General features: G+C 69.0%; 19 protein-coding genes. 13 read left to right on the forward strand and 6 right to left on the reverse strand.

Annotated features, from left to right (window positions below; genetic code table 11):
• Positions 1-6: 6 nt before the first annotated feature.
• On the forward strand, positions 7-1,119 hold the full coding sequence (gene ald, locus ABZ345_RS20655; protein ID WP_359850858.1) for an alanine dehydrogenase: 1,113 nt from the start codon (positions 7-9) through the stop codon (positions 1,117-1,119).
• Between the two features lie 54 nt (positions 1,120-1,173).
• Here the strand turns inward: ald and ABZ345_RS20660 are convergent, their stop codons facing one another.
• Positions 1,174-1,854 carry a TetR/AcrR family transcriptional regulator C-terminal domain-containing protein gene (locus ABZ345_RS20660; RefSeq protein WP_359850861.1) on the reverse strand — a complete coding sequence of 227 codons (681 nt, stop codon included), beginning with the start codon at positions 1,852-1,854 and terminating at the stop codon, positions 1,174-1,176.
• Positions 1,855-1,864: 10 nt separating this feature from the next.
• Entirely contained in the window at positions 1,865-3,313 is a 1,449-nt protein-coding gene (locus ABZ345_RS20665; protein ID WP_359850864.1) for an MFS transporter, read from the reverse strand.
• 496 nt (positions 3,314-3,809) lie between these two features.
• Between ABZ345_RS20665 and ABZ345_RS20670 the strand changes: the two genes are divergently transcribed.
• The 9 genes from ABZ345_RS20670 (at position 3,810) to ABZ345_RS20710 (ending at position 16,167) form a co-directional block, all read left to right on the forward strand.
• The gene (locus ABZ345_RS20670; protein ID WP_281248831.1) at positions 3,810-3,935 is read left to right on the forward strand and encodes a hypothetical protein; all 126 of its coding nucleotides are present in this window, start codon (positions 3,810-3,812) and stop codon (positions 3,933-3,935) included.
• A complete protein-coding gene (locus tag ABZ345_RS20675; RefSeq protein WP_359850867.1) occupies positions 3,935-4,381 on the forward strand; it encodes a hypothetical protein in 447 nt (148 codons plus the stop codon). Before ABZ345_RS20670 ends, ABZ345_RS20675 begins: the two co-directional genes overlap by 1 nt.
• Before the next feature lie 22 nt (positions 4,382-4,403).
• Positions 4,404-5,360: an ABC transporter ATP-binding protein gene (locus ABZ345_RS20680; RefSeq protein WP_359850870.1), complete on the forward strand. Its 957-nt coding sequence runs from the start codon at positions 4,404-4,406 to the stop codon at positions 5,358-5,360.
• Entirely contained in the window at positions 5,360-6,232 is an 873-nt protein-coding gene (locus tag ABZ345_RS20685) for a hypothetical protein (RefSeq protein WP_359850872.1), read from the forward strand. Before ABZ345_RS20680 ends, ABZ345_RS20685 begins: the two co-directional genes overlap by 1 nt.
• A gap of 56 nt (positions 6,233-6,288) precedes the next feature.
• Complete coding sequence (locus ABZ345_RS20690) at positions 6,289-9,993, forward strand: ABC transporter ATP-binding protein (protein WP_359850875.1); 3,705 nt, start codon at positions 6,289-6,291, stop codon at positions 9,991-9,993.
• Positions 9,994-10,004: 11 nt separating this feature from the next.
• A complete protein-coding gene (locus ABZ345_RS20695; protein ID WP_359850878.1) occupies positions 10,005-10,922 on the forward strand; it encodes a hypothetical protein in 918 nt (305 codons plus the stop codon).
• 175 nt (positions 10,923-11,097) lie between these two features.
• Positions 11,098-11,925 carry a hypothetical protein gene (locus tag ABZ345_RS20700; RefSeq protein WP_359850881.1) on the forward strand — a complete coding sequence of 276 codons (828 nt, stop codon included), beginning with the start codon at positions 11,098-11,100 and terminating at the stop codon, positions 11,923-11,925.
• Positions 11,926-12,219: 294 nt separating this feature from the next.
• Complete coding sequence (locus tag ABZ345_RS20705) at positions 12,220-15,903, forward strand: multifunctional oxoglutarate decarboxylase/oxoglutarate dehydrogenase thiamine pyrophosphate-binding subunit/dihydrolipoyllysine-residue succinyltransferase subunit (RefSeq protein WP_359850884.1); 3,684 nt, start codon at positions 12,220-12,222, stop codon at positions 15,901-15,903.
• A gap of 81 nt (positions 15,904-15,984) precedes the next feature.
• Positions 15,985-16,167: a DUF6104 family protein gene (locus tag ABZ345_RS20710; RefSeq protein WP_086668397.1), complete on the forward strand. Its 183-nt coding sequence runs from the start codon at positions 15,985-15,987 to the stop codon at positions 16,165-16,167.
• A 25-nt stretch (positions 16,168-16,192) separates the two neighbouring features.
• Here the strand turns inward: ABZ345_RS20710 and ABZ345_RS20715 are convergent, their stop codons facing one another.
• Positions 16,193-17,281 (reverse strand): RICIN domain-containing protein, encoded by a 1,089-nt coding sequence (locus ABZ345_RS20715; RefSeq protein WP_359850887.1) that lies wholly within the window; start codon positions 17,279-17,281, stop codon positions 16,193-16,195.
• Between the two features lie 224 nt (positions 17,282-17,505).
• Positions 17,506-18,498, reverse strand: a complete 993-nt coding sequence (locus tag ABZ345_RS20720; RefSeq protein WP_359850889.1) for an aldo/keto reductase — start codon at positions 18,496-18,498, stop codon at positions 17,506-17,508.
• Positions 18,499-18,655: 157 nt separating this feature from the next.
• On the opposite strand from ABZ345_RS20720, the gene ABZ345_RS20725 reads away from it, so the two are divergent.
• A complete protein-coding gene (locus ABZ345_RS20725; protein WP_359850891.1) occupies positions 18,656-19,822 on the forward strand; it encodes a S8 family peptidase in 1,167 nt (388 codons plus the stop codon).
• A 43-nt stretch (positions 19,823-19,865) separates the two neighbouring features.
• On the opposite strand, the gene ABZ345_RS20730 is transcribed toward ABZ345_RS20725, so the two are convergent.
• The gene (locus ABZ345_RS20730; RefSeq protein ID WP_359850894.1) at positions 19,866-20,213 is read right to left on the reverse strand and encodes a hypothetical protein; all 348 of its coding nucleotides are present in this window, start codon (positions 20,211-20,213) and stop codon (positions 19,866-19,868) included.
• On the opposite strand from ABZ345_RS20730, the gene ABZ345_RS20735 reads away from it, so the two are divergent.
• Both ABZ345_RS20735 and ABZ345_RS20740 read left to right on the forward strand, forming a co-directional pair.
• The gene (locus tag ABZ345_RS20735; RefSeq protein ID WP_359850897.1) at positions 20,193-20,633 is read left to right on the forward strand and encodes a hypothetical protein; all 441 of its coding nucleotides are present in this window, start codon (positions 20,193-20,195) and stop codon (positions 20,631-20,633) included. The genes ABZ345_RS20730 and ABZ345_RS20735 overlap by 21 nt on opposite strands.
• Before the next feature lie 294 nt (positions 20,634-20,927).
• Positions 20,928-22,103, forward strand: a complete 1,176-nt coding sequence (locus ABZ345_RS20740; protein ID WP_359850900.1) for a S8 family peptidase — start codon at positions 20,928-20,930, stop codon at positions 22,101-22,103.
• 122 nt (positions 22,104-22,225) lie between these two features.
• On the opposite strand, the gene ABZ345_RS20745 is transcribed toward ABZ345_RS20740, so the two are convergent.
• A complete protein-coding gene (locus ABZ345_RS20745; protein WP_359850902.1) occupies positions 22,226-23,107 on the reverse strand; it encodes a hypothetical protein in 882 nt (293 codons plus the stop codon).
• Between the last annotated feature and the right edge of the window lie 38 nt (positions 23,108-23,145).

Here is a 23,145-nt window from a genome sequence, read left to right on the forward strand (position 1 = left end):
GTCATCGTGCGGATCGCAGTTCCCCGCGAGATCAAGAACCACGAGTACCGCGTCGCTCTCACCCCTGCCGGTGCGCACGAACTGACCAGCCGCGGCCACGACGTCTTCGTCGAGCAGGGCGCCGGACTGGGCTCGGCCATCACCGACGAGGAGTACCTCGCGGCCGGCGCCAAGATCCTCGCGTCCGCCGACGACGTGTGGGCCGAGGGCGACCTGGTCCTCAAGGTCAAGGAGCCGATCGCGGTCGAGTACCCGCGTCTGCGCTCCGGTCAGACCCTCTTCACGTACCTGCACCTCGCCGCCGACAAGCCGCTGACCGAGGCCCTGCTGGCGTCCGGCACCACGGCCATCGCCTACGAGACCGTGCAGCTCCCGAACCGTTCGCTGCCGCTGCTGGCCCCGATGTCCGAGGTCGCGGGCCGCCTGGCCCCGCAGGTCGGCGCGTTCTCCCTGATGAAGCCCTCCGGCGGCCGCGGCGTGCTGCCCGGCGGCGTCCCCGGTGTCGCCCCGGCCCGCGTGGTCGTGATCGGCGGCGGCGTGGCGGGCATCAACGCCGCCACCATCGCCGTCGGCATGGGCGCGGACGTGCAGATCCTCGACACCAACGTCGACCGCCTGCGCCAGATCGACGCCCAGTTCCAGGGCCGGCTGCGCACGCTGGCGTCCAACTCGTTCGCGATCGAGCAGGCCGTCCGCGAGGCCGACCTGGTCATCGGCGCCGTGCTGGTCCCTGGTGCCGCGGCCCCGAAGCTGGTCTCCAACGCGCTGGTCGCCGACATGAAGCCGGGCTCCGTGCTCGTCGACATCGCCATCGACCAGGGCGGCTGCTTCGAGGACTCGCGTCCCACCACGCACGCCGAGCCGACCTACGACGTCCACAACTCGGTCTTCTACTGCGTGGCGAACATGCCGGGCGCCGTCCCGCGCACCTCGACCTACGCGCTCACCAACGTGACGCTGCCCTACGCGGTCGCGCTGGCCGACAAGGGCTGGACGCAGGCGCTGAAGGACGACCGTTCGTTGGCCCTGGGCCTCAACGTCCACGCCGGCCAGCTGACCAACGGCCCGGTGGCCGAGGCGACCGGCCTCGCGCACACGCCGCTGGAGACCGTCATCTAAGACCAACTGAATGAATGAGGCCCCCGCACGCGATCAACGCTGCGGGGGTTTCGCCTATCGCAGGGCCGCGACCCTCGCCCTGATGCCGTCGATCACGGAGTCCAGCCCGAACTCGAACAGTCCCTCGACCGACCACAGCGAGGGCTCGTTCAGCATCTCGACGTAGTGCGGATGCTTGTCGCGGTAGAGCTCCGCGATCTTCGACATGTCCGGCGGCGCGACGTCCATCTTGCCGCTGCCGCTGTAGTTCACCTCGGCGATCGCGAACCCGACGACGTAGCTCGACACCGTCGACACCGACCGCGACGCCTCGACCAGTGACAGCCCGGCCACCCGCATGGATGCGAGCATCGCGTCCGCCATCGCCACCGCGTTCGGGCCGATCGTCGCGAACTCGCCGATGTTGCGCACCCACCACGGGTGCTTGAGCGCGAGATGACGCAACGAGTGCATCATCCCGCGCAACGCCGTCTCCCAGTCGGCACCGGGCTCGGGCAGTGCGAAGTCGCCGTAGACCTCGTCGAGGCACAGCTCCAGCAACGCGTCCTTGGTCGGCACGTGCCAGTACAGCGACATCGGGGCCGCGCCCAGTTCCGCGGCGAGCTTGCGCATGGAGAGCTTGGCCAGGCCGTGCTCGTCCAGCATCTCCAGGGCCTTGCGGACGATCGCCTCCCGGCTCAGGCCGAGGGGCTGGCCGCTGCTGGGCCTGGGTTTGCTGAACCACACGCTGTCCACGACAGCGATCCTAAGCACGCCGCAGCAGGACGGCGGCCACAACACCTCCCAGGAAAACGGCAGCAGCCCCGATCACGAGGCTCACGCTCATGCCCGACGAGAACGCGTCGCGCACGACCGTGATGTCCGCTCCGCTGTGCAACGCCTCGCTCAGCGACCTGCTCGGCACGTCGTCCGGCAGTGCGGCGGCGAACCGGGCGGACAGCAGCGCGCCTAGCACGGCGATGCCGAACGAGGAACCCAGCTCGGACAGCGTTCCTGACAACCCGGACGCGATCCCGGCACGCTCCGGCGGGATGGAACCCATCAGCGCGTTGACCGCAACCGGTTGCGCCACACCGACTCCGACGCCGATGAGGATCAGCCCGGCGAGCGTCGGCGGGTAGGTGTTGCCGATCGACAACAGCACCACACCGCCCGCCACGATCGTCATGCCGAGCAGCATCGCCTTGCTGGAGCCCAGTTTCAGCACGAGCTGGCCCAGGGTGTTGCTGGTGATGAGCAACGCGATCGCCATCGGTGCCACGCGGACACCGGCCTCCAACGGGCTGTAGCCGAGCACGCCCTGAAGGTGTTGCGTCAGCAGGAAGAGCGAGCCCGCCATGCCGAACGCCGCCAGCACACCCGACGCCACCGCACCGGTGAACCGGCGGTCCTTGAAGAACCCGAGGTCCAGCATCGGCTCCGCGGTGTGCCGTTCCCACAACGCGAACGCCGTCATGGTGACCACGCCGATCGCCACCGGCACGCTGAACTCCAGCGAGCCGAAACCGTGCTCCGGCACCGAGATCACCGCGTACACCAGCGAGACCATGCCGATGATCGACAGGACCGAGCCGACGACGTCGGGCTTGCGCACGGCCGGGTCCTTGGACTCCGGCACCAGCGCCGCCACGGCCACGATCGCGAGGACCGCCACCGGGACGTTGATCAGGAACACCGAGCCCCACCAGAAGTTCTTGATGAGCGCGCCACCGATCACCGGACCAGCCGCGAACCCGAGGCTCGTGACCGCCGCCCAGATGCCGATGGCCTTCGGGCGTTCCTTCTCGTCGAACAACTGCATCAGCACGGCCAGCGTGCCCGGCATCAGCATCGCCGCGCCGACGCCCATGAACCCGCGAGCCGCGATCAACGCCTCGGCCGAGCCCGCATAGGCCGCCACCGCGCTACCGGCGCCGAAGAGCAGCAGACCGGCCAGCAACGCCTTCTTGCGGCCGAACCGGTCGCTGAGGCTGCCGGTGGTGAGCAACAGGCCCGCCAGCGCGAGCGAATAGGCGTTGATCATCCACTGGATGTCCGCCGTGCTGGCGTGAAGACCCGTGGAGATCGACGGGATCGCCACGTTGAGCACGGTGTTGTCCAGCACCACGACCATCACGGACAGGCAGAGCACGCCGAGCACGGCCCAGCGCTGCGGATGCGGGTGCACCCCGACCTTCTCGGTCGTCGAAGTCATCTCGTCCCCCTTACGGTGTACGAGTAACTTACAGCGTACGAGACCGCAGGGCGCAAGAGGATTTCGCTCAGGGATGAGGGAGTGCCCGCGACAGGCGAAGGGGGAGGACCCGGGGTTCGGGGGTGTCCCCCGACAAACACTGCGGGCTCTGGCGAAATCGGCCGAAGGTCGATGAGCGCCAGAGCCCGCCACGTAAAGGGCGGCCGCGCTCAACCAGCCTGGGGGTCACTGGGAGCGGGGCCGCCGTGACCAAATATAGCGGGCCTCGGGCAGCCGCGCCCAGCACCCCCGCCCAAACGCGACCAGAAAGTTTCCCCGACTGGACCACTGCCCGTGTTGGGCTCGTCCAGCAAACGAGTGAATTCCCCCGCTCGCGGTGCGGCGAGCAGGGCCAACGGCCGATGAAGACGGAGTCGGGTGTCCCTCGAAGGGAGATTCCATGGCTGAACCACAGGGATGGATCCATTGCCACGACCCGTTCGGTCGAGACAGATCGATGACCGTTCTGGTCGAGAACGACCGAGTTCTCCTGGTCACGCCGCCGGGCGAGACCGCTGTGATGTCCGCCACTCAGACGCGTCGGCTGGGCTCTTTGCTCGACCAGGCCACGGCGAAGATGTGATGGACCAGGTTCTGCGAGACGCGGTCCTGCAAAGGCTGGCGCTGCTGGACAAGGTGGCCGAGCACGGCGAGGCCGAGGCGCTGGTTCCGCTGGCCCGCGCGGAGATCCACCGCCTGGCAGACGGCTGGCGCCTGCTGCTGACGGTGCACCAGCCCGACGAGGACAGCCGCTGCAAGGCGTGTCCTGGCTGGTTGCGGCGACGGCGACGGCGATGGCCTTGCCAGGTCTGGAACATGGCGCACCAGCACCTGATCGGCGAGGGTCTGCCGCATCGGGAGCGCGGCAGGCCGTTGCGCAACCCTTTCACCCGATCGGGCACGATCGAGATTCCCGAGGAGACACCGGTCGAGCTGACCGCCGAGTTGCCGCCGATCTTGTCCGACGTGCCGCCGCTGGTGCACCGGGCTCCTGTCGTGTCCCGGCCCAAGCACGCCTTGCCGGACTGACAATTCAGGCAGGATGGGCCGCATGCATGACGGCAGCGGCCTCATCGCGGTCCAGAACCTGACGAAGCAGTTCGGTTCTGTCACGGCCGTGCAGAACCTGAGCTTCACCGTGTCACCCGGCAGCGTGACGGGCTTCCTCGGCCCGAACGGCGCCGGCAAAACGACGACCCTGCGAATGCTGCTGGGTCTCGTGAAGCCGACGGGCGGCACGGCCACGATCAACGGACGACCGTTCCACCAGCTCGGCCAGCCCGGCCGCGTGGTGGGTGCGGTGCTGGAGGCGCAGGGGTTCCACCCCGCTCGCTCCGCCCGCAACCACCTGCGCGTGTACGCGTCGGCCATCGGCGTGCCGGACGCGCAGGCCGACCAGGTCCTCGGCCTGGTCGGCCTGGGCACCGCGGCCGATCGCAAGGTGGGCGGGTTCTCGCTGGGCATGAAGCAGAGACTGGCGCTGGCCACCGCGCTGCTCGGCGACCCGCAGGTGCTCGTGCTCGACGAACCGGCGAACGGCCTCGACCCCGAGGGCATCGCGTGGCTGCGCACGTTCTTGCAGTCGTACGCGCGCATGGGACGCACGGTGCTGATCTCCAGCCACCTGCTGGCCGAGGTCGAGCAGACCGTCGACCAGGTCGTGATCATCTCGCGCGGGCAGACGATGTTCTACGGGCCGTTGGAGCAGTTGCGGCAGTCGCAGCAGCGGCGCGTCATCGTGCAGCCGTCGGACATCAACGCGTTGGCGACGGCACTGCGCAGCGAGGGCGTGCAGACGATCGAGCAGCTGCCCGACGGCAGGCTCGCGGTGTCCGGTGTGGACTCGAAGCACGTGGCCGACAGCGCGTTGAGGGCGGGCGTGTCGATCTACGGCATCCAGGAGGAGCAGGTCGACCTCGAGCGGCTGTTCTTCCAGCTCACCAGTGGCCAGTACGCCGGGTACGCGCCGGCGCCGTATCAGCAGCAACAGCAGGGTGGTTGGGCCTGATGGGCAACCTCGTACAGGCGGAGCTCCGCAAGACGACGACGACCGGGCTGTGGTGGGGACTGCTGATCCCGACCGCGGTGCTGGCGCTCGGGTGGGGGCTCGCGACCGGCCTGCTCGGCAAGTTCTTCGTGGACTTCGCGTCGTCGAGCGACGTCGAGGACGTGTCGAGCTTCCTCGGCGTCTCGCCGGACCAGTGGAAGGTCTCGCTGTTCGGCATGGCACGGGCGATCAACATCTCGACGATCTTCCCGATGATCTTCGGCGCGATGGCGATCTCCGGTGAGATCAACCGGCGGACGATCACCACGACGTTCCTGACCGCGCCCTCGCGCATGCATTCGATGCTGGCGAAGATGCTGGTCTACGTGCTGTGGGGCGCGATCTACGGCCTCGCGATCATGCTGTTCCTCGGCATCGGTGTGGTGATCACGAGCGAACCCGGGCAACTGCCGGACGCCGGTGGCTGGGTGATGCTCGCGCTGGCGTGCGTGCTGTCGTCGATCCTGATGACGATGTTCGGCGTCGGAGTGGGTGCGCTGATCCCGAACGTCGCCGGGACGATCGTGTTGCTGCTGCTGTACTTCCTGGTGATCGAGAACGTGCTGCACCTCGTGCTCGCGTACCTCGAGGTGCCGGCGATCATCGGATTCCTGCCGAACGGGTCGATCAACGGGCTCACCGGGTCGGTCGCGGTCGATCTCTTCCTGTCCACAGCCGGGGTCGTGCCGCCGGAGGTCGAGGACGTGCTGCGCGCGATCGCCGGTGCCGGTGGGGCGCTCGACTGGTGGTGGTCGGGGCTGGTGTTCCTGGCGTGGTCCGGGATCGTGTTCGCGGGCGGCTGGGCGGTCACGCAGTCCAAGGACATCACCTGACCTGCGACTCTTCAAGATCCACATAGCTGTCAGACCCCGAACGTAGTCTTGGCTGCGTGACCAAGGGCTGGATCCGCCGACTGACCGCCGCCTGCTGGCAGCACCCCCGACTGGTGGTGCTGTCGGTGCTGGCCGCGATCGTCGGTGTCGGGCTGCAGGCGGCAGGCCCGTTGCTGCTCAAGACCGCGATCGACGACTCGACGGTGGGCCGGACCGACAGGTTGTGGCCGCTGATGGTGGCGTTGGTCGTGCTCGAGCTGCTCACGTTCGGGTCGGCGTTCTTACGTCGATACCTGGGCGGGCGGCTGGCGCTGGGCGTGCAGCACGACCTGCGGCTCGGCGTCTTCTCGGCGGTGCAACGGCTGGACGGCGCGAAGCAGGACGAGATGCGGACCGGGCAGATCGTGTCGCGGTCGATCACAGACCTGCAGCTGGTGCAGTCGTTGCTGATGATGGCGCCGCTGGCGGTCGGCACGGTGGTGTTCGCCCTGGCCGCGCTGGCCGCGATGCTCTACCTGTCGGTGCCGCTGACGATCATCGCGATCATCGTGCTGCCGCTGGTGGCGTGGCTCGCCGGCCGCACCCGGCTGACGTTGTTCCCGGCCACGTGGTCGGCGCAGCAGCGGGCCGCCGATCTCGCCCAGCACGTCGAGGAGACCGTCACGGGCGTGCGCGTGGTGAAGGGCTTCGGGCAGGAGGCGCGCGAGGTGGCGCGCCTGGAGAAGCACGCCAAAGCTCTTTTCGCGGAACGGATGCGCGCCGCTCGCCTGTCGTCGCGGCCCCTCGCGACCGTCACCGCGCTGCCGTTGCTCGGCCAGGTCGGCGTGCTGGCCCTGGGCGGCTGGCTGGCGCTGCACGGGCAGGTCACGCTGGGCACGTTCCTCGCGTTCACGGCGTACGTGGCGAACCTGGTGGGCCCGACCAGGATCCTGTCCGGTCTGGTGGTGACCGCGCAGCTCGCCCGCGCCGGCGTCGAGCGGGTCTACGAGCTGATCGACTCGCAGCCGGACGTGACCGACGGCCCCGGCGAGGTGCCCGACGGCCCGCTCGCCATCTCGTTCTCGGACGTGACGTTCGGCTACACCCGCAGCGAGCCGGTGCTGCAGGACTTCTCGATCTCCGTGGAGCCGGGCGAGACCCTTGCCCTGGTCGGCACCGCCGGGTCCGGCAAGTCGACGGTTTCCCTGCTGCTGCCCCGTTTCTACGACGTGCACTCCGGTGCCGTCCGGGTGGGCGGTGCGGACGTCCGCACCCTGCGCCTGGAGTCGTTGCGCGGCACCGTGGGCGTCGTCTTCGAAGAGGCTTTCCTCTTCTCCGACACGGTCTTCTCGAACATCGCGTACGGCCGTCCCGACGCCTCCCGCGCGGAGGTCGAACGTGCCGCCAAGGCCGCCGAGGCGCACGACTTCATCGAGGCTCTGCCGCTCGGCTACGACACGGTGGTGGGCGAACGCGGCCTGACCCTCTCCGGCGGCCAGCGTCAGCGCGTGGCCCTGGCCCGCGCTTTGCTCTCCGACCCGCGCATCCTGGTCATGGACGACGCGACGTCCGCGGTGGACACCGCCACCGAAGCCGCGATCCACGCCACCCTGGCCTCGGTGACGGCACACCGCACCACGCTCCTGGTGGCGCACAGACGTTCCACGCTGTCTCTGGCCGACAGGATCGCCGTCCTCGACGCGGGCCGTGTGATCGACATCGGCACCCACGAGGAACTGACGGCCCGCTGCGCTCTCTACCGCGACCTCCTGGCAGGCCCGGACGAGGCGATCGAGTCCGCCGCCCCGGCGCCGACGGGCGAGCTGTGGCCGGTCCTCTCACAGGAGGAGCTCGACCAGCGCCTGATCGACGAAGCCAGAACCACGGCCCCCGCCGCGGCCGGCCGAAGGGGAGGCGGCGGTGGTGGCGCCGGCGGCATGTCCGCTCTGGCAGGCGGTCCTCCCACGCCCGAGTTGCTGGCCCAGGTCAGGTCGTTGCCACCCGCCACCGAAGTTCCCGCCCTGCACGGCGAAGACCCGCGTGCCCCCGATCCCGGCTTCCGCCTGGCAAGTCTGTTGCGCCCGGTCCGCTGGGCGCTGGCCGCGGTGGGCGTGCTGGTCGTGCTGGACGCGTTGGTGGGCATGGGCCTGCCGGCCCTGGTCCGCTTCGGCGTGGACGGCGGCGTCGTGACGGGCGCCGAGTCCGCGCTGTGGCAGGCGGTCGCGCTGGGCGTGGGCCTGGTCGTGATCGGCTGGCTGACCACCACGGGCAGCACGATCTTCGCCGCCCGCCTGGGTGAGCGCCTGCTGTACCTGCTGCGCGTCCGCAGCTACGCCCACCTGCAACGCCTCGGCCTCGACTACTACGAGCGCGAGATGGCCGGGCGCATCATGACGAGGATGACGACGGACGTCGACGCCCTCTCGACGTTCCTGCAGACCGGCCTGGTCACCGCCGTGATCAGCCTGCTGACCGTCGTGGGCATCACCGCGGCCCTGGTGCTCACCGACGCGTCCCTGGCCCTGATCGCCCTGTCCGTGCTCCCGCTGCTGGCGATCGCCACGGTGATCTTCCAGCGTCTGTCCTCCACCGCCTACGCGGAAGCTCGCGAACGCGTCAGCGCCGTCAACGCCGACCTCCAGGAGAACGTCTCGGGCCTGCGCGTCTCCCAGGCCTACACCCGCGAACGCCACTCGGCGGAGGCCTTCGCCGAACGCAGCGACGCCTACCGCCGCTCCCGCCTGCGGGCCCAGCGCTACATCGCGACCTACTTCCCCTTCGTGTCCTTGCTTTCGGGCGTGGCCCAAGCCGTGGTCCTGGCCGTCGGCGCCGACCGGGTGGCCACCGGCACGCTGACGCCGGGCATCCTCCTGGCGTTCCTGCTCTACCTGAACCTGTTCTTCAGCCCGATCCAGCAGCTCTCCGGTGTCTTCGACGGCTACCAGCAGGCCCGCGTGGGCCTGCGCCGGATCGGCGACCTGCTCCGCACCCCGAGCACGGTCGAACCACCCGAGCACCCCGTCCCGGTGCCCACCCGCCTGAAGGGCGAGGTGGAGCTCCGCAACGTCTCCTTCACCTACCAGGGCGCGGACCGCCCCGCTCTGGACGACGTCACCCTGCACGTGACGCCCGGCGAAACCGTCGCCCTGGTGGGCGAGACCGGCGCGGGCAAGTCCACCCTCGTCAAGCTCATCGCCCGCTTCTACGACGCCACAGCAGGCACCGTCCTGATCGACGGCGTGGACGTCCGCACCTACGACCTCTCGGCCTACCGCCAACGCCTGGGCGTGGTCCCCCAGGAGGCCCACCTCTTCGGCGGCGACGTGGCCGAGAACGTCGCCTACGGCCGTCCCACCGCCACCCGGCCCGAAATCCAGCACGCCGTGCAGGCCGTGGGCGCGCTGCCGATGGTCGCCACCCTCCCCAACGGCTTCCACCAACCGGTGGGCGAGCGCGGCAACCACCTCTCCTCAGGTCAGCGCCAGCTCCTGGCCCTGGCCAGGGCCGAACTGGTCAACCCGGACCTCCTCCTGCTGGACGAGGCCACGGCAGCCCTGGACCCGGCGACCGAGTCCGCGGTCCTGGCGGCCAGCGACCACCTGACAGGCGCCCGCACCACCTTCGTGGTCGCCCATCGCCTGGCCACCGCGGCCAGAGCCGACCGCATCGTCGTCCTGGCCGACGGCCGGATCGTCGAACAGGGCACCCACCCCGAGCTCCTGGCGGCCAACGGCGCCTATGCCCGTCTGTGGCGCCACGGCACCCCAGAAGCAGCGGCCTGACAGGAGTTCGAGTGCTCGAGATCGTGGTGAAGACGGAGAACGGGGAGCGGCACGTCCGCGTGTCCGCCGGCGAGCTGGCCGCGCTGCTGCGGCGGATCGGTGGCGAGGGTGACCGGTTCCTGGTGGTCCAGCGGGTGCCCGATCTGCCCGACGTGTTCGCCCAGGTCTGGCACGAGGCCGGTGGCGACTACGCGCTGGAGCACCGCGACGGTGCGGCCGACCGGCACTTCGAGACGACGGCCGACAGTGCCGAGGTCGTGATCGAGGCGCTCACCGGATGGGCGCGCCGGGAGGCCGGGTGGGACGGCGGCCTGGCCTGGTCGCTGCTGGACATGGGTCCCTCCCCCGAGGTGCCGCCGCTCGACCTCGGCCCCGGCGAGCGCGAGCAACTGGAGACGCGCGTCCGCGAGGTGCTGGCCGGCGGCTACACCTCCCGCGCCGAACTGGCCGAGCTCGCGGAGGAGTACCTGGTCACCGACGACCGCCGGCCCGTCTCCCGCGAGCAGGCGCAGGCGCTGGCGGACCGGTTGTGGCTGGAGCGGGTCGCCGAGCAGGCCTCGTGGCAGGGCGAGACCGACCCGCAGCGGCTCACCCGCGCGTTCACCGCCCTGCGGGAGGCCGGCATCACCGCCCGCGAGAACTTCACCTGCTGCCGCAGCTGCGGCCAGGCCGAGATGGGCGCGGAAGGCGGCCACGACGCCCGTGGCTTCGTCTACTTCCACTCCCAGTGCACGGACTCCGCCGCGGCCGGCCACGGGCTGACGCTGCTCTACGGCGGCTTCGACGGCTCGTCCGAGACCACCGCGGCCATCGGCCGTGAGGTCGTGGCAGCCCTCGAAGCGGCCGGTCTGAACGCCGAGTGGGACCGCGACCCCGGCCGGGCCATCACCGTCACCCCGCTGAACTGGCGCCGCCACCTCGTCGGCTAGTGGCGCGTCCCGGAAGTTCGGCGAGGTGATTCACGCTCAGCAGGGCGCCTCGTGGCACCGCCCCGCGCCCCCCATACGACTCCGGTATGAGGACGCGGGGGCGGCACCACGATGCACCCGTCTGACCGCGAATTCCCCCGGCAACCTTCCGGGCCACACCACCAGGAGTCCCGCCATGCCCTCCCGCCCCTCAGTCCTCTACGTCTCGGACCTCGCCTACCCGGCCAGGGGCAGGCGCTACTGCGACGAGGACATCTACCTGACCTCGCACCTGCGCAAGGCCTTCGACCTGGCCATCAGCCACCCCGAAGACGCGGCGAACCTCATGTCCGGCTACGACGCGGTCGTGGTCCGCAACAGCGGACCGGTGATCGACTACCCGGACGCCTACGCGGCCTTCCGCGACCAGGCCACAGCCACCGGCCAACGCGTCTACAACCCGCTGACCGGCAAGGCGGACATGGCCGGCAAGCAGTACCTGGTCGACCTGACCGAGCAGGGCTACCCGGTCATCCCGACGATCGACACGCCAGACCACCTGGACCGCCTCCCGCACACCACCGAGTACGTCGTGAAGCCCAAAGCGGGCGCCGACTCGCACGGCCTGGAGTTCACCACCCGCGACGAGCTCGCCGGCAAAACCGGCGGCACACGTGATCTCCTCATCCAGCCCAAGATCGAGTTCCGGTACGAGGTCTCGTTCTACTTCGTGGACCACGACTTCCAGTACGCCCTGAACGCACCGGACCCGTCCCAACGCTGGGAGCTCAGCCGTTACGACCCCACGGCACAAGATCTGGAATTCGCGAGGAAGTTCATCGACTGGAACGACCTGGACCACGGCGTCCAACGCGTGGACGCCTGCCGCACCCAGACCGGTGAGCTGCTGCTGGTCGAGCTCGAAGACCTCAACCCGTATCTCTCCCTGGACCGCACGACCGACGAGACCAGGGAGAAGTTCGTGAAAGCCATGACGGCGTCGATCCGGCGTTCGCTCACCTGAACAAGATCAATCCACGGAGTGCCGCGGTTGCACCTAACGTGAACTGATCACCGCGCTCGGTGCGTATGCCCGTCCAACAGCCCAACCGCGATTGACCGGAAAGGAGGGAACGTAGTGAGACGCACATCAAGAATTGCCCAACTGCGGGTGACGCCAGGCCCGTCCTGATCGATCCTGTGACAGAGCACTCCTTGCCATGTGCCTCCAGCGTGTGAAGGCCCGGGCCAGGGGGACTAGCCTGACTACCGCATGAGTCAACACCAAGAGCGAGATGGATAGAGGCGAGCGCCAGCCGTGTCCAGCAGCAGTCCTGCGTCACAATTCGGGCCGAACGAGTGGCTCGTCGAGGAGATGTACGAGCAGTTCCTCGCCGACCCGTCATCCGTAGACCCGGCGTGGCATGACTTCTTTGCCGACTACAAGCGTGCGGGCGGCAACGGCACCGCCGCCGTCAGCGCGGGAGGTTCCACGGCCACCACGACGACGACCGTGACGCCACCGGCCGCCGACAACGGCAAGGCCGCGCCCGCCGCACCCAAGCCGGCCGCGCAGCCCAAGCCCGCGGCCACGCTGCCGCAGACCGGCAAGCCCGCGCCGCAGCAGGCCGCGAAGGCCAAGCCGGTCACGCAGAGCGCGTCGCCCGAGCAGAAGCAGCTGCGCGGTGCCGCCGCCGCGATCGCGAAGAACATGGAGCTGTCGCTCACCGTTCCGACCGCGACCAGCGTGCGCGCCGTGCCCGCCAAGCTGCTGGCCGACAACCGCATCGTCATCAACAACCACCTGAAGCGGACGCGCGGCGGGAAGGTCTCCTTCACGCACGTCATCGGCTACGCGGTGGTTCGGGCGCTGCAGGCCTACCCGAACATGAACCGGCACTACGCCGAGGTCGACGGCAAGCCGTTCGTCGTCACGCCGGAGCACGTGAACTTCGGCCTGGCGATCGACCTGCCCGGCAAGGACGGGCAGCGCACGCTGGTCGTCGCGTCGGTCAAGGGCTGCGAGAACATGACGTTCACGCAGTTCTGGCAGGCCTACGAGGACCTGATCCGCAAGGCTCGCGGTGGTTCGCTGACGGCCGACGACTTCTCCGGCACCACGATCTCGCTGACCAACCCCGGCACGATCGGCACGAACCACTCGGTGCCGCGGCTGCAGTCCGGTCAGGGCGCGATCATCGGCGTCGGCGCCATGGAGTACCCCGCGCACTTCCAGGGCACCAGCGAGCAGGCGCTCACCGACATGGGCGTCAGCAAGATCATCACGCTGACCTCCACGTACGACCACCGCATCATCCAGGGTGCCGAGTCGGGCGAGTTCCTCAAGCGCGTGCACCAGCTGCTGCTCGGCGAGGACGGCTTCTACGACGACATCTTCGCGTCGCTGCGGCTGCCGTACGAGCCGATCCGCTGGGTCGCCGACATCCCCGAGGGCGCTGTCGACAAGACGGCCCGCGTCATCGAGCTGATCGACGCGTTCCGCACCCGCGGCCACCTGATGGCCGACACGGACCCGCTGAACTACCGCCAGCGCAGCCACGCGGACCTGGACGTGCTCAGCCACGGCCTGACGCTGTGGGACCTCGACCGCGAGTTCCCGGTCGGCGGGTTCGCCGGCCAGGAGCGGATGAAGCTGCGCGACATCCTGGGCGTGCTGCGCAACTCGTACTGCCGCACGGTCGGCGTCGAGTACATGCACATCCTGGAGCCGGAGGAGCGCCGGTGGATCCAGGACCGCGTCGAGCTTCCGCACGAGAAGCCGCCGGCCACCGTGCAGAAGTACATCCTCAGCAAGCTCAACGCGGCTGAGGCGTTCGAGACGTTCCTGCAGACCAAGTACGTCGGCCAGAAGCGCTTCTCGCTCGAGGGCGGCGAGACCGTCATCCCGCTGCTCGACGCCGTGCTCGACAAGGCCGCCGAGCACGAGCTCGACGAGGTCGTCATCGGCATGCCGCACCGCGGCCGCCTGAACGTGCTCGCGAACATCGTCGGCAAGCCGATCTCGCAGATCTTCCGCGAGTTCGAGGGCAACCTCGACCCCGGCCAGGCGCACGGCTCCGGCGACGTGAAGTACCACCTCGGTGCCGAGGGCAAGTACTTCCGCATGTTCGGCGACGGCGAGACCAAGGTGTCGCTGACGGCGAACCCGTCGCACCTGGAGGCCGTCGACCCGGTGCTCGAGGGCATCGTGCGCGCCAAGCAGGACCTGCTCGACCGCGGTGGCGACTTCTTCCCCGTCCTGCCGGTCGCCATGCACGGTGACGCGGCGTTCGCGGGCCAGGGTGTCGTGGCCGAGACGCTGAACCTCGCGCTGGTGCGCGGCTACCGCACCGGTGGCACGGTCCACATCGTCGTGAACAACCAGGTCGGCTTCACCACCGCGCCGGAGCACTCGCGGTCCTCGAAGTACTCGACCGACGTCGCGAAGATGATCGGCTCGCCGGTCTTCCACGTGAACGGCGACGACCCGGAGGCCTGCTACTGGGTCGCCAAGCTGGCCGTCGAGTACCGCCAGGCGTTCCACAAGGACGTCGTGATCGACATGGTCTGCTACCGCCGCCGCGGCCACAACGAGGGCGACGACCCCTCGATGACGCAGCCGGCGATGTACGACGTGATCGACCAGAAGCGCTCGGTCCGCAAGACCTACACCGAGTCCCTGATCGGCCGCGGCGACATCACGGTCGAAGAGGCCGAGAAGGCGCTGCAGGACTTCTCCAGCCAGCTGGAGCACGTCTTCAACGAGGTCCGCGAGCTCGAGAAGCACCCGGTGACGGTCAGCCCGTCGGTGGAGGCCGAGCAGCAGGTCCCCGCGAAGCTGCCCACCGGCATCACGCGCGAGGTCCTGGAGCACATCGCCGACGCGCACGTGAACCTGCCCGAGGGCTTCACGCCGCACGCCCGCGTCAAGCCGGTGCTCGAGCGCCGCGCGAAGATGGCGCGCGAGGGCGGCATCGACTGGGCGTTCGCGGAGCTCCTCGCTCTCGGCTCGCTCTCGCTGGAGGGCCGCAAGGTCCGCCTGGCCGGTCAGGACTCGCGCCGCGGCACGTTCGTGCAGCGCCACGCGACCCTGGTCGACCGCAAGACCGGCGACGAGTACACGCCGCTGCAGAACCTGTCGCCGGACCAGGGCAAGTTCATGGTCTACGACTCGGTGCTGTCGGAGTTCGCGGCGGTCGGCTTCGAGTACGGCTACTCGGTCGCGAACCCGCAGGCGCTGGTGCTGTGGGAGGCGCAGTTCGGCGACTTCGTCAACGGCGCGCAGCCGATCATCGACGAGTTCATCTCGTCCGGTGAGGCCAAGTGGGGTCAGCGTTCCGACGTCGTGATCCTGCTGCCGCACGGCCACGAGGGCCAGGGCCCCGACCACACGTCGGGCCGCATCGAGCGCTGGCTGCAGCTGTGCGCCGAGGGCTCCATGACCGTCGCGGTGCCGTCGACCCCGGCGAACTACTTCCACCTGCTGCGCCGCCACGCCCTCGACGGCGTCGACCGGCCGCTCGTGGTGTTCACGCCGAAGTCGATGCTGCGTCTCAAGGCCGCGGTGTCCGGCACGGACGAGTTCATCAACGACCGCTTCCAGTCGGTGATCGACGACCCGACGATCAAGGACACGAACGCGGTCACGAAGGTCCTGCTGTGCAGCGGCAAGATCTCCTACGAGCTGCACGCCGAGCGTGAGAAGCGCGGCGGCGGCGACGTGGCGATCGTGCGCGTCGAGCAGCTCTACCCGGTCCCGGCCCGCAAGCTGACCGAGACCCTGGAGCGCTACCCGAACGCGAAGGACGTCCGCTGGGTGCAGGAGGAGCCGGCGAACCAGGGTGCCTGGCCGTTCTACGGTCTTGCCCTGCCGGAGCTGCTGCCCGCGCACCTGGGCACCGTCCGCCGCGTGTCGCGCCGCCCGATGGCCGCCCCGTCGGCCGGTTCGAGCAAGGTGCACGAGGTCGAGCAGCGCGAGATCATCACCCGCGCGTTCGAGTAAGTCGTTGTGAGGTGACGAGCCGCCGGGCCCTGCATGGGGTCCGGCGGCTCGTTTTCTCAAGGCCTGCATAGGAGTTCTGCCATGTACTTCACCGATCGCGGCATCGAGGAGCTCGAGAAGCGACGCGGCGAGGAAGAGATCAGCTTCGCGCTGCTCGCCGACAAGCTCCGCGCGTTCGTCGACGCCAACCCGGACTTCGAGACCGCCATCGAACGCTTCGCCACCTACCTGGCGCGCGACGACGAGGACGACTTCGAGGACTGACCGCTCAGGTGCTGTCCATCCGAGGTCAGGACCTCCACTGCTGGTTGGCCTGCCCCGAGCAGGACCACAGGTTCAGCTTCGTGCCGTTGGCGGTGCCAAAGCCGTAGGCGTCCAGGCACAGGTTGGACTGCGCGCTGGTGATCGTGCCGTCGGCGTTGACGTTCCACTGCTGGTTCGTGCCGCCGTGGCAGTCCCAGATCACCACCGCGGTGCCGTTGGCGGTGCCCCCTCCAGAGGCGTCCAGGCACTTCGTGCTGTAGACCACCAGCTGCTTGCCGGAGGTGTAGGTCCAGTTCTGGTTGGTGCCGCCGTGGCAGTCCCACAGCTGGACCTGCGTGCCGTTGGTGCTGGTCGCGCCAGGCACGTCCGCGCAACGGCCCGACTGGACGCCGACGATCTGCCTGCCCGTGGGGTTGCCGATGCTGCCCGGCACGGACCGCAGCGCGTCGTACCAGGTCGCGGCCATCTTGGCGTAACCGGTGGCGGTGGGGTGGACGCCGTCGATCAGGTCAGCGGTGGTGAGGGCGGCGTGCATGTCGACCAGGTGCACGCGCTTGCCCGCGTTGGCCTTGCTCTGCACCATTGCGGGGATCGTGGCGTTGTACGCCCGGCCGAGGGACTCCTGCGATGCGCTGCCCAGCGGGATGATCGTCGCCACCATGACGTCGGCGCCGGGCACGGTCGCGGTGATCTTGTCGACCAGTGCCGACAGGCGGGCCGGGGCGTTGGCCACGTCGTGGTTCTGGAGCACGTCGTTGGTGCCGATGTGCAGGAGCACGGTCCGGGGATTGGTGCTGGTGAGCCAGCTGACGATGTTCGCGTCGATCTGGTCGATGCGCCAGCCGGGGTGGCCCTCGTGGTCGTGGTCGCCCAGCGACGCCGGACCGTTGAACTGCGAGCCGACGAAGTCCACGCGGTAGCTCCCACCGGCGAGCCGGTCCCACAGGCCGATGCGGTAACCGCCGGGTACCTGCGTTCCCTCGGTGATCGAGTCGCCCAGCGGCATGACCCGGGTTCCACCGTTGGATTCCGCTCCAGCCGGCGTGGTGGACACCAGCGCAGAGGTCAACAAAGCGGCGGCGCAGGCGCTGAGCCACCGGTACCTAGCCCGCATCACGTTCTCCTCGGTCCGCGTAACCAATGTTGCGTTAGCGTTAACATTGGAGGTGCCGAAGAACGTGGTGTCAAGGAATAGAGCCACGTGAGACGCCTTGGTATGCAGGCTCTGCGTCAATCAAGGTGTCACATGTTCGCGCTAACATCAGGTGCCCCGAACAAAAGCCAAGGGGTCGAAGACCGGCCACCGGCCTTCGACCCCTTGACCTACGAGCAGTGCCATCACCAGGCATAGGCCTCCGGGGCCGGCTTCGACCCGTTCGGCGCCGGCGCCGGGAACAGCTCGTCGAGCTTGGCGAGCACGTCAGCGTCCAGCTTCAGCTCCGCCGCCCGCAACGAGTTGTCGAGCTGCTCACCGGTGCGGGGCCCGATGATCGGCGCGGTCACGCCGTCCTGGTGCAGCAGCCAGGCGAGACCGACGTTCGCCGGGTCCTCCCCGAGCTCGGCGCACAGCTTCTCGTAGGCCTCGATCTGGTCGCGGTTCTTCTCCAACGCGTCCGCGGACCGCCCGGACGCCGACCGGGAGACGCCACCCTCGCGCTGCTTGCGCAGCACACCGCCGAGCAGGCCGCCGTGCAGCGGCGACCACGGGATGACGCCGAGCCCGTAGTGCCGAGCGGCGGGCAGGACCTCCAGCTCGGCCCAGCGGGTCATCAGGTTGTAGATCGACTGCTCGGACACCAGACCGAGGAAACCGCGCGTACGAGCGGCCTCGGCGGCCTGGGCGATGTGCCAGCCCGCGAAGTTCGACGAGCCGAAGTAGATGACCTTGCCCTGCTGGCGCAGCACGGAGAAGGCTTCCCAGATCTCGTCCCACGGCGTTTCGCGGTCCACGTGGTGCATCTGGTAGAGGTCGATGTAGTCGGTTTGCAGGCGCTTCAACGAGGCGTCGCACGCGCGGCGGATGTTCAGGGCCGACAGCTTGTTGTCGTTGGGCCAGTCGCCCATGCTGCCGTAGAGCTTGGTCGCGATGACCGTCTTTTCGCGACGGGTGCCGCCCTGGGCGAACCACCGGCCGATGATCTGCTCGGTGACGCCCTCGCCCTGCTTCCAGCCGTAGACGTTGGCCGTGTCGAAGAAGTTCAGACCGTGGTCGTGCGCGCGGTCCATGATCGCGTGACTGTCGGCCTCGGACGTCTCTGGGCCGAAGTTCATCGTGCCGAGGCACAGGCGGGAGACGGACAGACCGCTGCGACCGAGGTGGGTGTATTCCATGCCCTCCACCCTGCCCCGCGCGGCGGCATTGTGCCACGTGGAGCTGCTCCAGCTCGCCACAGATTTGACAGTATTCGACACCAAATTTTCTGCACTGCCATTTCACCCGTGCGTGAAGTTACGTTTCATCGCGTTCAACCCTGCCAGGAGGAACTCGATGAGAATCAACACCTGCATTGCGGCGGCATTGTTCGCGACCGTTCTGTGCGCGCCGACGGCCATCGCTCAGCAGGCACTCAGCGGCGACGGGGAAGCCATTCCCGGCAGCTACATCATCGTGCTCAAGGACGGTGTCACAACAGAGCCGCAGAGCTTGCTCGCCAAGTACAACGGCAAGCTCAAGCGCACCTACAGGGCCGCGCTCAACGGGTTCTCCGTGCGGGACATGTCCGAGCAGCAGGCCAAACGCCTGGCCGCCGACCCGCGGGTCGCGAAGGTGCACCGCAACCTGGTCGTCTCGATCCAGGACACCCAGCCGAACGCCGGCTGGAACCTCGACCGGATCGACCAGGCCGCACTCCCGCTCGACACGAGGTACGAATACCCGAACACCGCGCAGAACGTGACCGCGTACGTCCTCGACACCAGCATTCGAATCACTCACCAGGAATTCGAGGGCCGCGCGGCGAACGGGTTCGACTTCATCGACGACGACAACGTCGCGCAGGACTGCCATGGCCACGGCACGCACGTGGCGGGCACGATCGCCGGACGCACCAGCGGCGTCGCCAAGAAGGCGCGCCTCGTCGGCGTCCGGGTGCTCGGGTGCAACGGCAAGGCGGACGAGGACAGCGTCGTCGCGGGCATCGACTGGGTCACCGCCAACGGCGTCCGGCCCGGCGTGGTCAACATGAGCCTCGGCAAGCCCGGCCAGGACGGTCCGATGGAGCAGGCGATCAGCCGCTCGATCAGGGCCGGCTTCACCTACGTGATCGCAGCCGGCAACGACGGTCGCGACGCGTGCACCTACACCCCGGCCCGGCTCGCCGAGGTGATCACGGTCGGCGCGACCGACCGCAACGACCACCGTTCGCTCTGGCCGCAGTGGGGCAAGGCGTCGAACTGGGGCCGCTGCGTCGACATCTGGGCACCAGGCTCGGACATCCGCTCCGCCTCGAACGCCGACGACGTGAGCACCAGGCTCGACAGCGGCACCTCGATGGCGGCGCCCAGCGTGACCGGTGCCGCGGCGCTCTACCTGAGCACGCACCCGGACGCGACGAACCTCCAGGTGCGCAACGCACTGGTGAACGACTCGACGTCGAACAACCTGCGCGGCCTGCTCCAGGGCTCGCCGAACAAGCTGCTGCGCGTCGGCCGGTAGAGGAACGCCGGCGTGCAGTCGTGGGAGTAGCGAGCGAGGGCCGCTACTCCCACTCCCACTTGATGCCGTAGACGACTCCCGCCTGGGCTTCGCGCACCACGAGATGGACGGAGGCGGTCGTGCCGATCCACAGCTCACCCGTGTCGACGTCCGGCCCGCCCGGCTCGGACCGGCTGAACCCGTGACACCGCACGGGCATCGCGTCGGGGTGGAACTCGACCTCCAGCACGTAGTCGCGCAACGTGCGGACGAAGCTGCGGTCCGCGTAAGAGCTGTCCGCGCCGGGATCGCTGGTGTAGCGCAGATCCACCAGCGCGGTGTCCCCCGCCCGCAGCACGCGGTCGAGGATGATCTCCGCGACGAGCAGCTTGTGCTCGTCGTCCCTGCGCACCCGGCCCACGCGGCACGACTTCTCGGCGAAGATCTCGCCGGGCGAGAGGTCGGTGTCGTCGGCGGCTTCGCGACGAGGATCCGGTCGACGCCGTCCTCGAACGCCTCGATCACCGAACTGGTCCGCATCTCGATCTCACGCCGGTCCGGGCCGATCACCGACACGTCCCGCACGCTGACGTACTTCGCGAGCGACGGCAGCAGCCTGTCCACACGGGCGATCGCGCGGCCGAGGTCGATCGCGGCCTCCTGCCAGATCCCCTCCAGCGCGGCGGCCCGCTCGACCCACCGCCCGCGCGGCCGCCTGTCGCCGAGGCTGCCCGTCAACGTTCCCGGCGCCAGCTTCAGAATCTCTTCGAGCGCGGCCACTGCGGCGAGCGATTCGGGGCGTTCCGGACGGCTGCGGCCACGCCGCCAGTAGCTCAGCGTCGACAGACTCACCTGCACGCCGCGCAGCTCCAGGTGGTGCTGGACCCGCTCCAGACTGAGGCCGCTCGCCTCGACGGCCCGCGTCAACGCCTCTGCGAATTCCGGCACGGCCGAATGCTACGGCCCGTGATCGAAACCGGCTCGGTCGCCACCGCAAGTGAACAGGAAGGCCGGTTCGCCACAGTTTTGACGGTATTGAGAACTGAAGTTTCGAACCTGTTATCCCTCGCACACGAAGCGTTAGTTTTGCCGTGTTCCCCAGTTCATTCCCTGCCGGGAGGAACCAATGGCACGACTACGGCGTCATGTCGCCTTCGCGGCGGCATTCGGCATCGCTTCCACGGCGATGTGGACGCCCACCGCGATGGCTGAAGAAGCGGTGCTCCCCGGTGCGGGTGCGCAGGCCGTCGAAGGCAGTTACATCGTGGTGCTCAAGGACGGCGCGCGCACCCCTGCAAACGCGCTCGCGTCCCGTTACGAGGGTTCGGTCAAGCACACCTACAGCACCGCGCTGAATGGTTTCTCCGTCACCGGGATGTCCGAGCGCCAGGCACGACGGCTCGCGGCCGATCCCGATGTCGAGTTCGTCGAGCGCAACACGGTCGCGACGATCCAGGAGACCCAGTCGAACCCGACGTGGGGCCTCGACCGGATCGACCAGGCGAACCTGCCGCTCAACCAGAAGTACACGTACCCGACGACCGCCTCCAACGTCACGACGTACGTGCTCGACACCGGCATCCGCAAGACGCACACCGAGTTCGAAGGCCGTGCGTCCGACGGGTACGACTTCATCGACAACGACCCCGTCGCGCAAGACTGCCAGGGTCACGGCACGCACGTCGCCGGAACGGTCGCGGGCAAGACGTACGGCGTGGCGAAGAAGGCCAAGATCGTCGCGGTCCGCGTGCTCGACTGCAACGGCAGCGGCGCGTGGGACGGCATCATCCGCGGCATCGACTGGGTCACGCAGAACGCCAAGAAGCCCGCTGTGGTCAACATGAGCCTCGGTGGCAGCGGCACGAACAGCTCGCTGGAGAACGCCGTCAAGCGGTCCATCGGCGCGGGCATCACGTACGTGCTGGCGGGCGGCAACAGCGGCCAGGACGCGTGCAACTTCACCCCGGCCCGCACGCCGGAGGCGATCACCGTCGGCGCGTCGGACCGCAACGACAAGCGCTCGATCTGGAGCGCCGGCTCGTCGAACTACGGCCAGTGCCTCGACATCTGGGCACCGGGCAGCGACATCATCTCGGCCTCGTACAGCAACGACACCGGCACCCGCTCGATGGGCGGCACGTCGATGGCCTCACCGCACGTCGCGGGTGCGGCGGCGCTGTACCTGAGCGCGAACCCGAACGCCACGCCCGCCCAGGTGCGCGACGCGCTCGTGAACGCGGCCACGCCGAACAAGGTGACCGACGCCAAGGCCGGTTCGCCGAACCTGCTGCTGAAGGTCTAGAAGACATGCCGGCGCCGCTATCCCTGCGGCGGCGACGGCCATCCTGGCGCCTCTGATGTTCACGCCGAATGCGGCTCGGCACGGGCATCGTCACCTGGGGGCGCTCGCGGTGGGGGTGGGATCTACTCCCACTCCCACCGCACTCCATAGATCCCGGGCTTCGCGTTCCGCACGTGGATGTGCGTGGACGCGGTGTTCCCGATCCACAGTTCGTTCAGGGTGGTTTCCGGTTCCTGCAACGAGGGCCGGGTGAACGTGTAGCAGCGCGTGGGCACGGCGTCCGGGTGGAAGTCGATCTGCAGGACGTAGTCGCCCACGGGCCGCAGGAACCGCCGGTCGCAGACCTCGCTGTCCGCGCCGGGACGCATCCGGACCACGTACTCGACGAGCGCCGTCTCCCCCGCTCTGAGCATCCGGTCGAACAGGATCTCCGCGACCAGGAACCCGGTGGTGGCCTCGCTGCGAACCCGCCCGAGCCGGCACGGCGGTCCCGCCTCGATCGAGGCGACCCCGACGTCGGTTGCGTCCGCGAGCTGGATGGCCAGGAACCTGTCGACACCGTCCTCCAGCGCCTCGATGACGCCCGAGCAGCGCATCTCGACCTCACGCCGGTCCGGCCCGACCACCTGCCGGTCCTTCACGCTGAGGTACCTCGACGCCGCCGGTTGCTCGCGGTCGATGCGCGCCATGACCTCACCGAGGTCGGTGGCCCGCGAGTCCCACATGTCCTCGAGCGACATCGCCTGCCCGACCCACCTGCCGCGCGGCCGCTTGTCGCCCAGCCGGTCGGTGAGGAAGCCCTCGCCGAGGTCGAGCAGGTCCTCCAGCGCGGCGACGACCTTCAGCGACTCCGGCCGTTCCGGCCGGCTGCGGCCGCGGCGCCAGTAGCTGAGCGTCGAGAGGCTCACCTGCATGCCGCGGGCCGCGAGGTGGTGCTGGATGCGTTCGAGGCTGAGACCGCTGCTGTCGACGGCTTTCGTCAGGGCCTCCGCGAAGTCCACCACGCCAGCACCGTACGGCGGCGGCACCCTCCGCCAGTAGG

The organism is Lentzea sp. NPDC005914 (assembly GCF_040629405.1).
GTDB lineage: Bacteria > Actinomycetota > Actinomycetes > Mycobacteriales > Pseudonocardiaceae > Lentzea.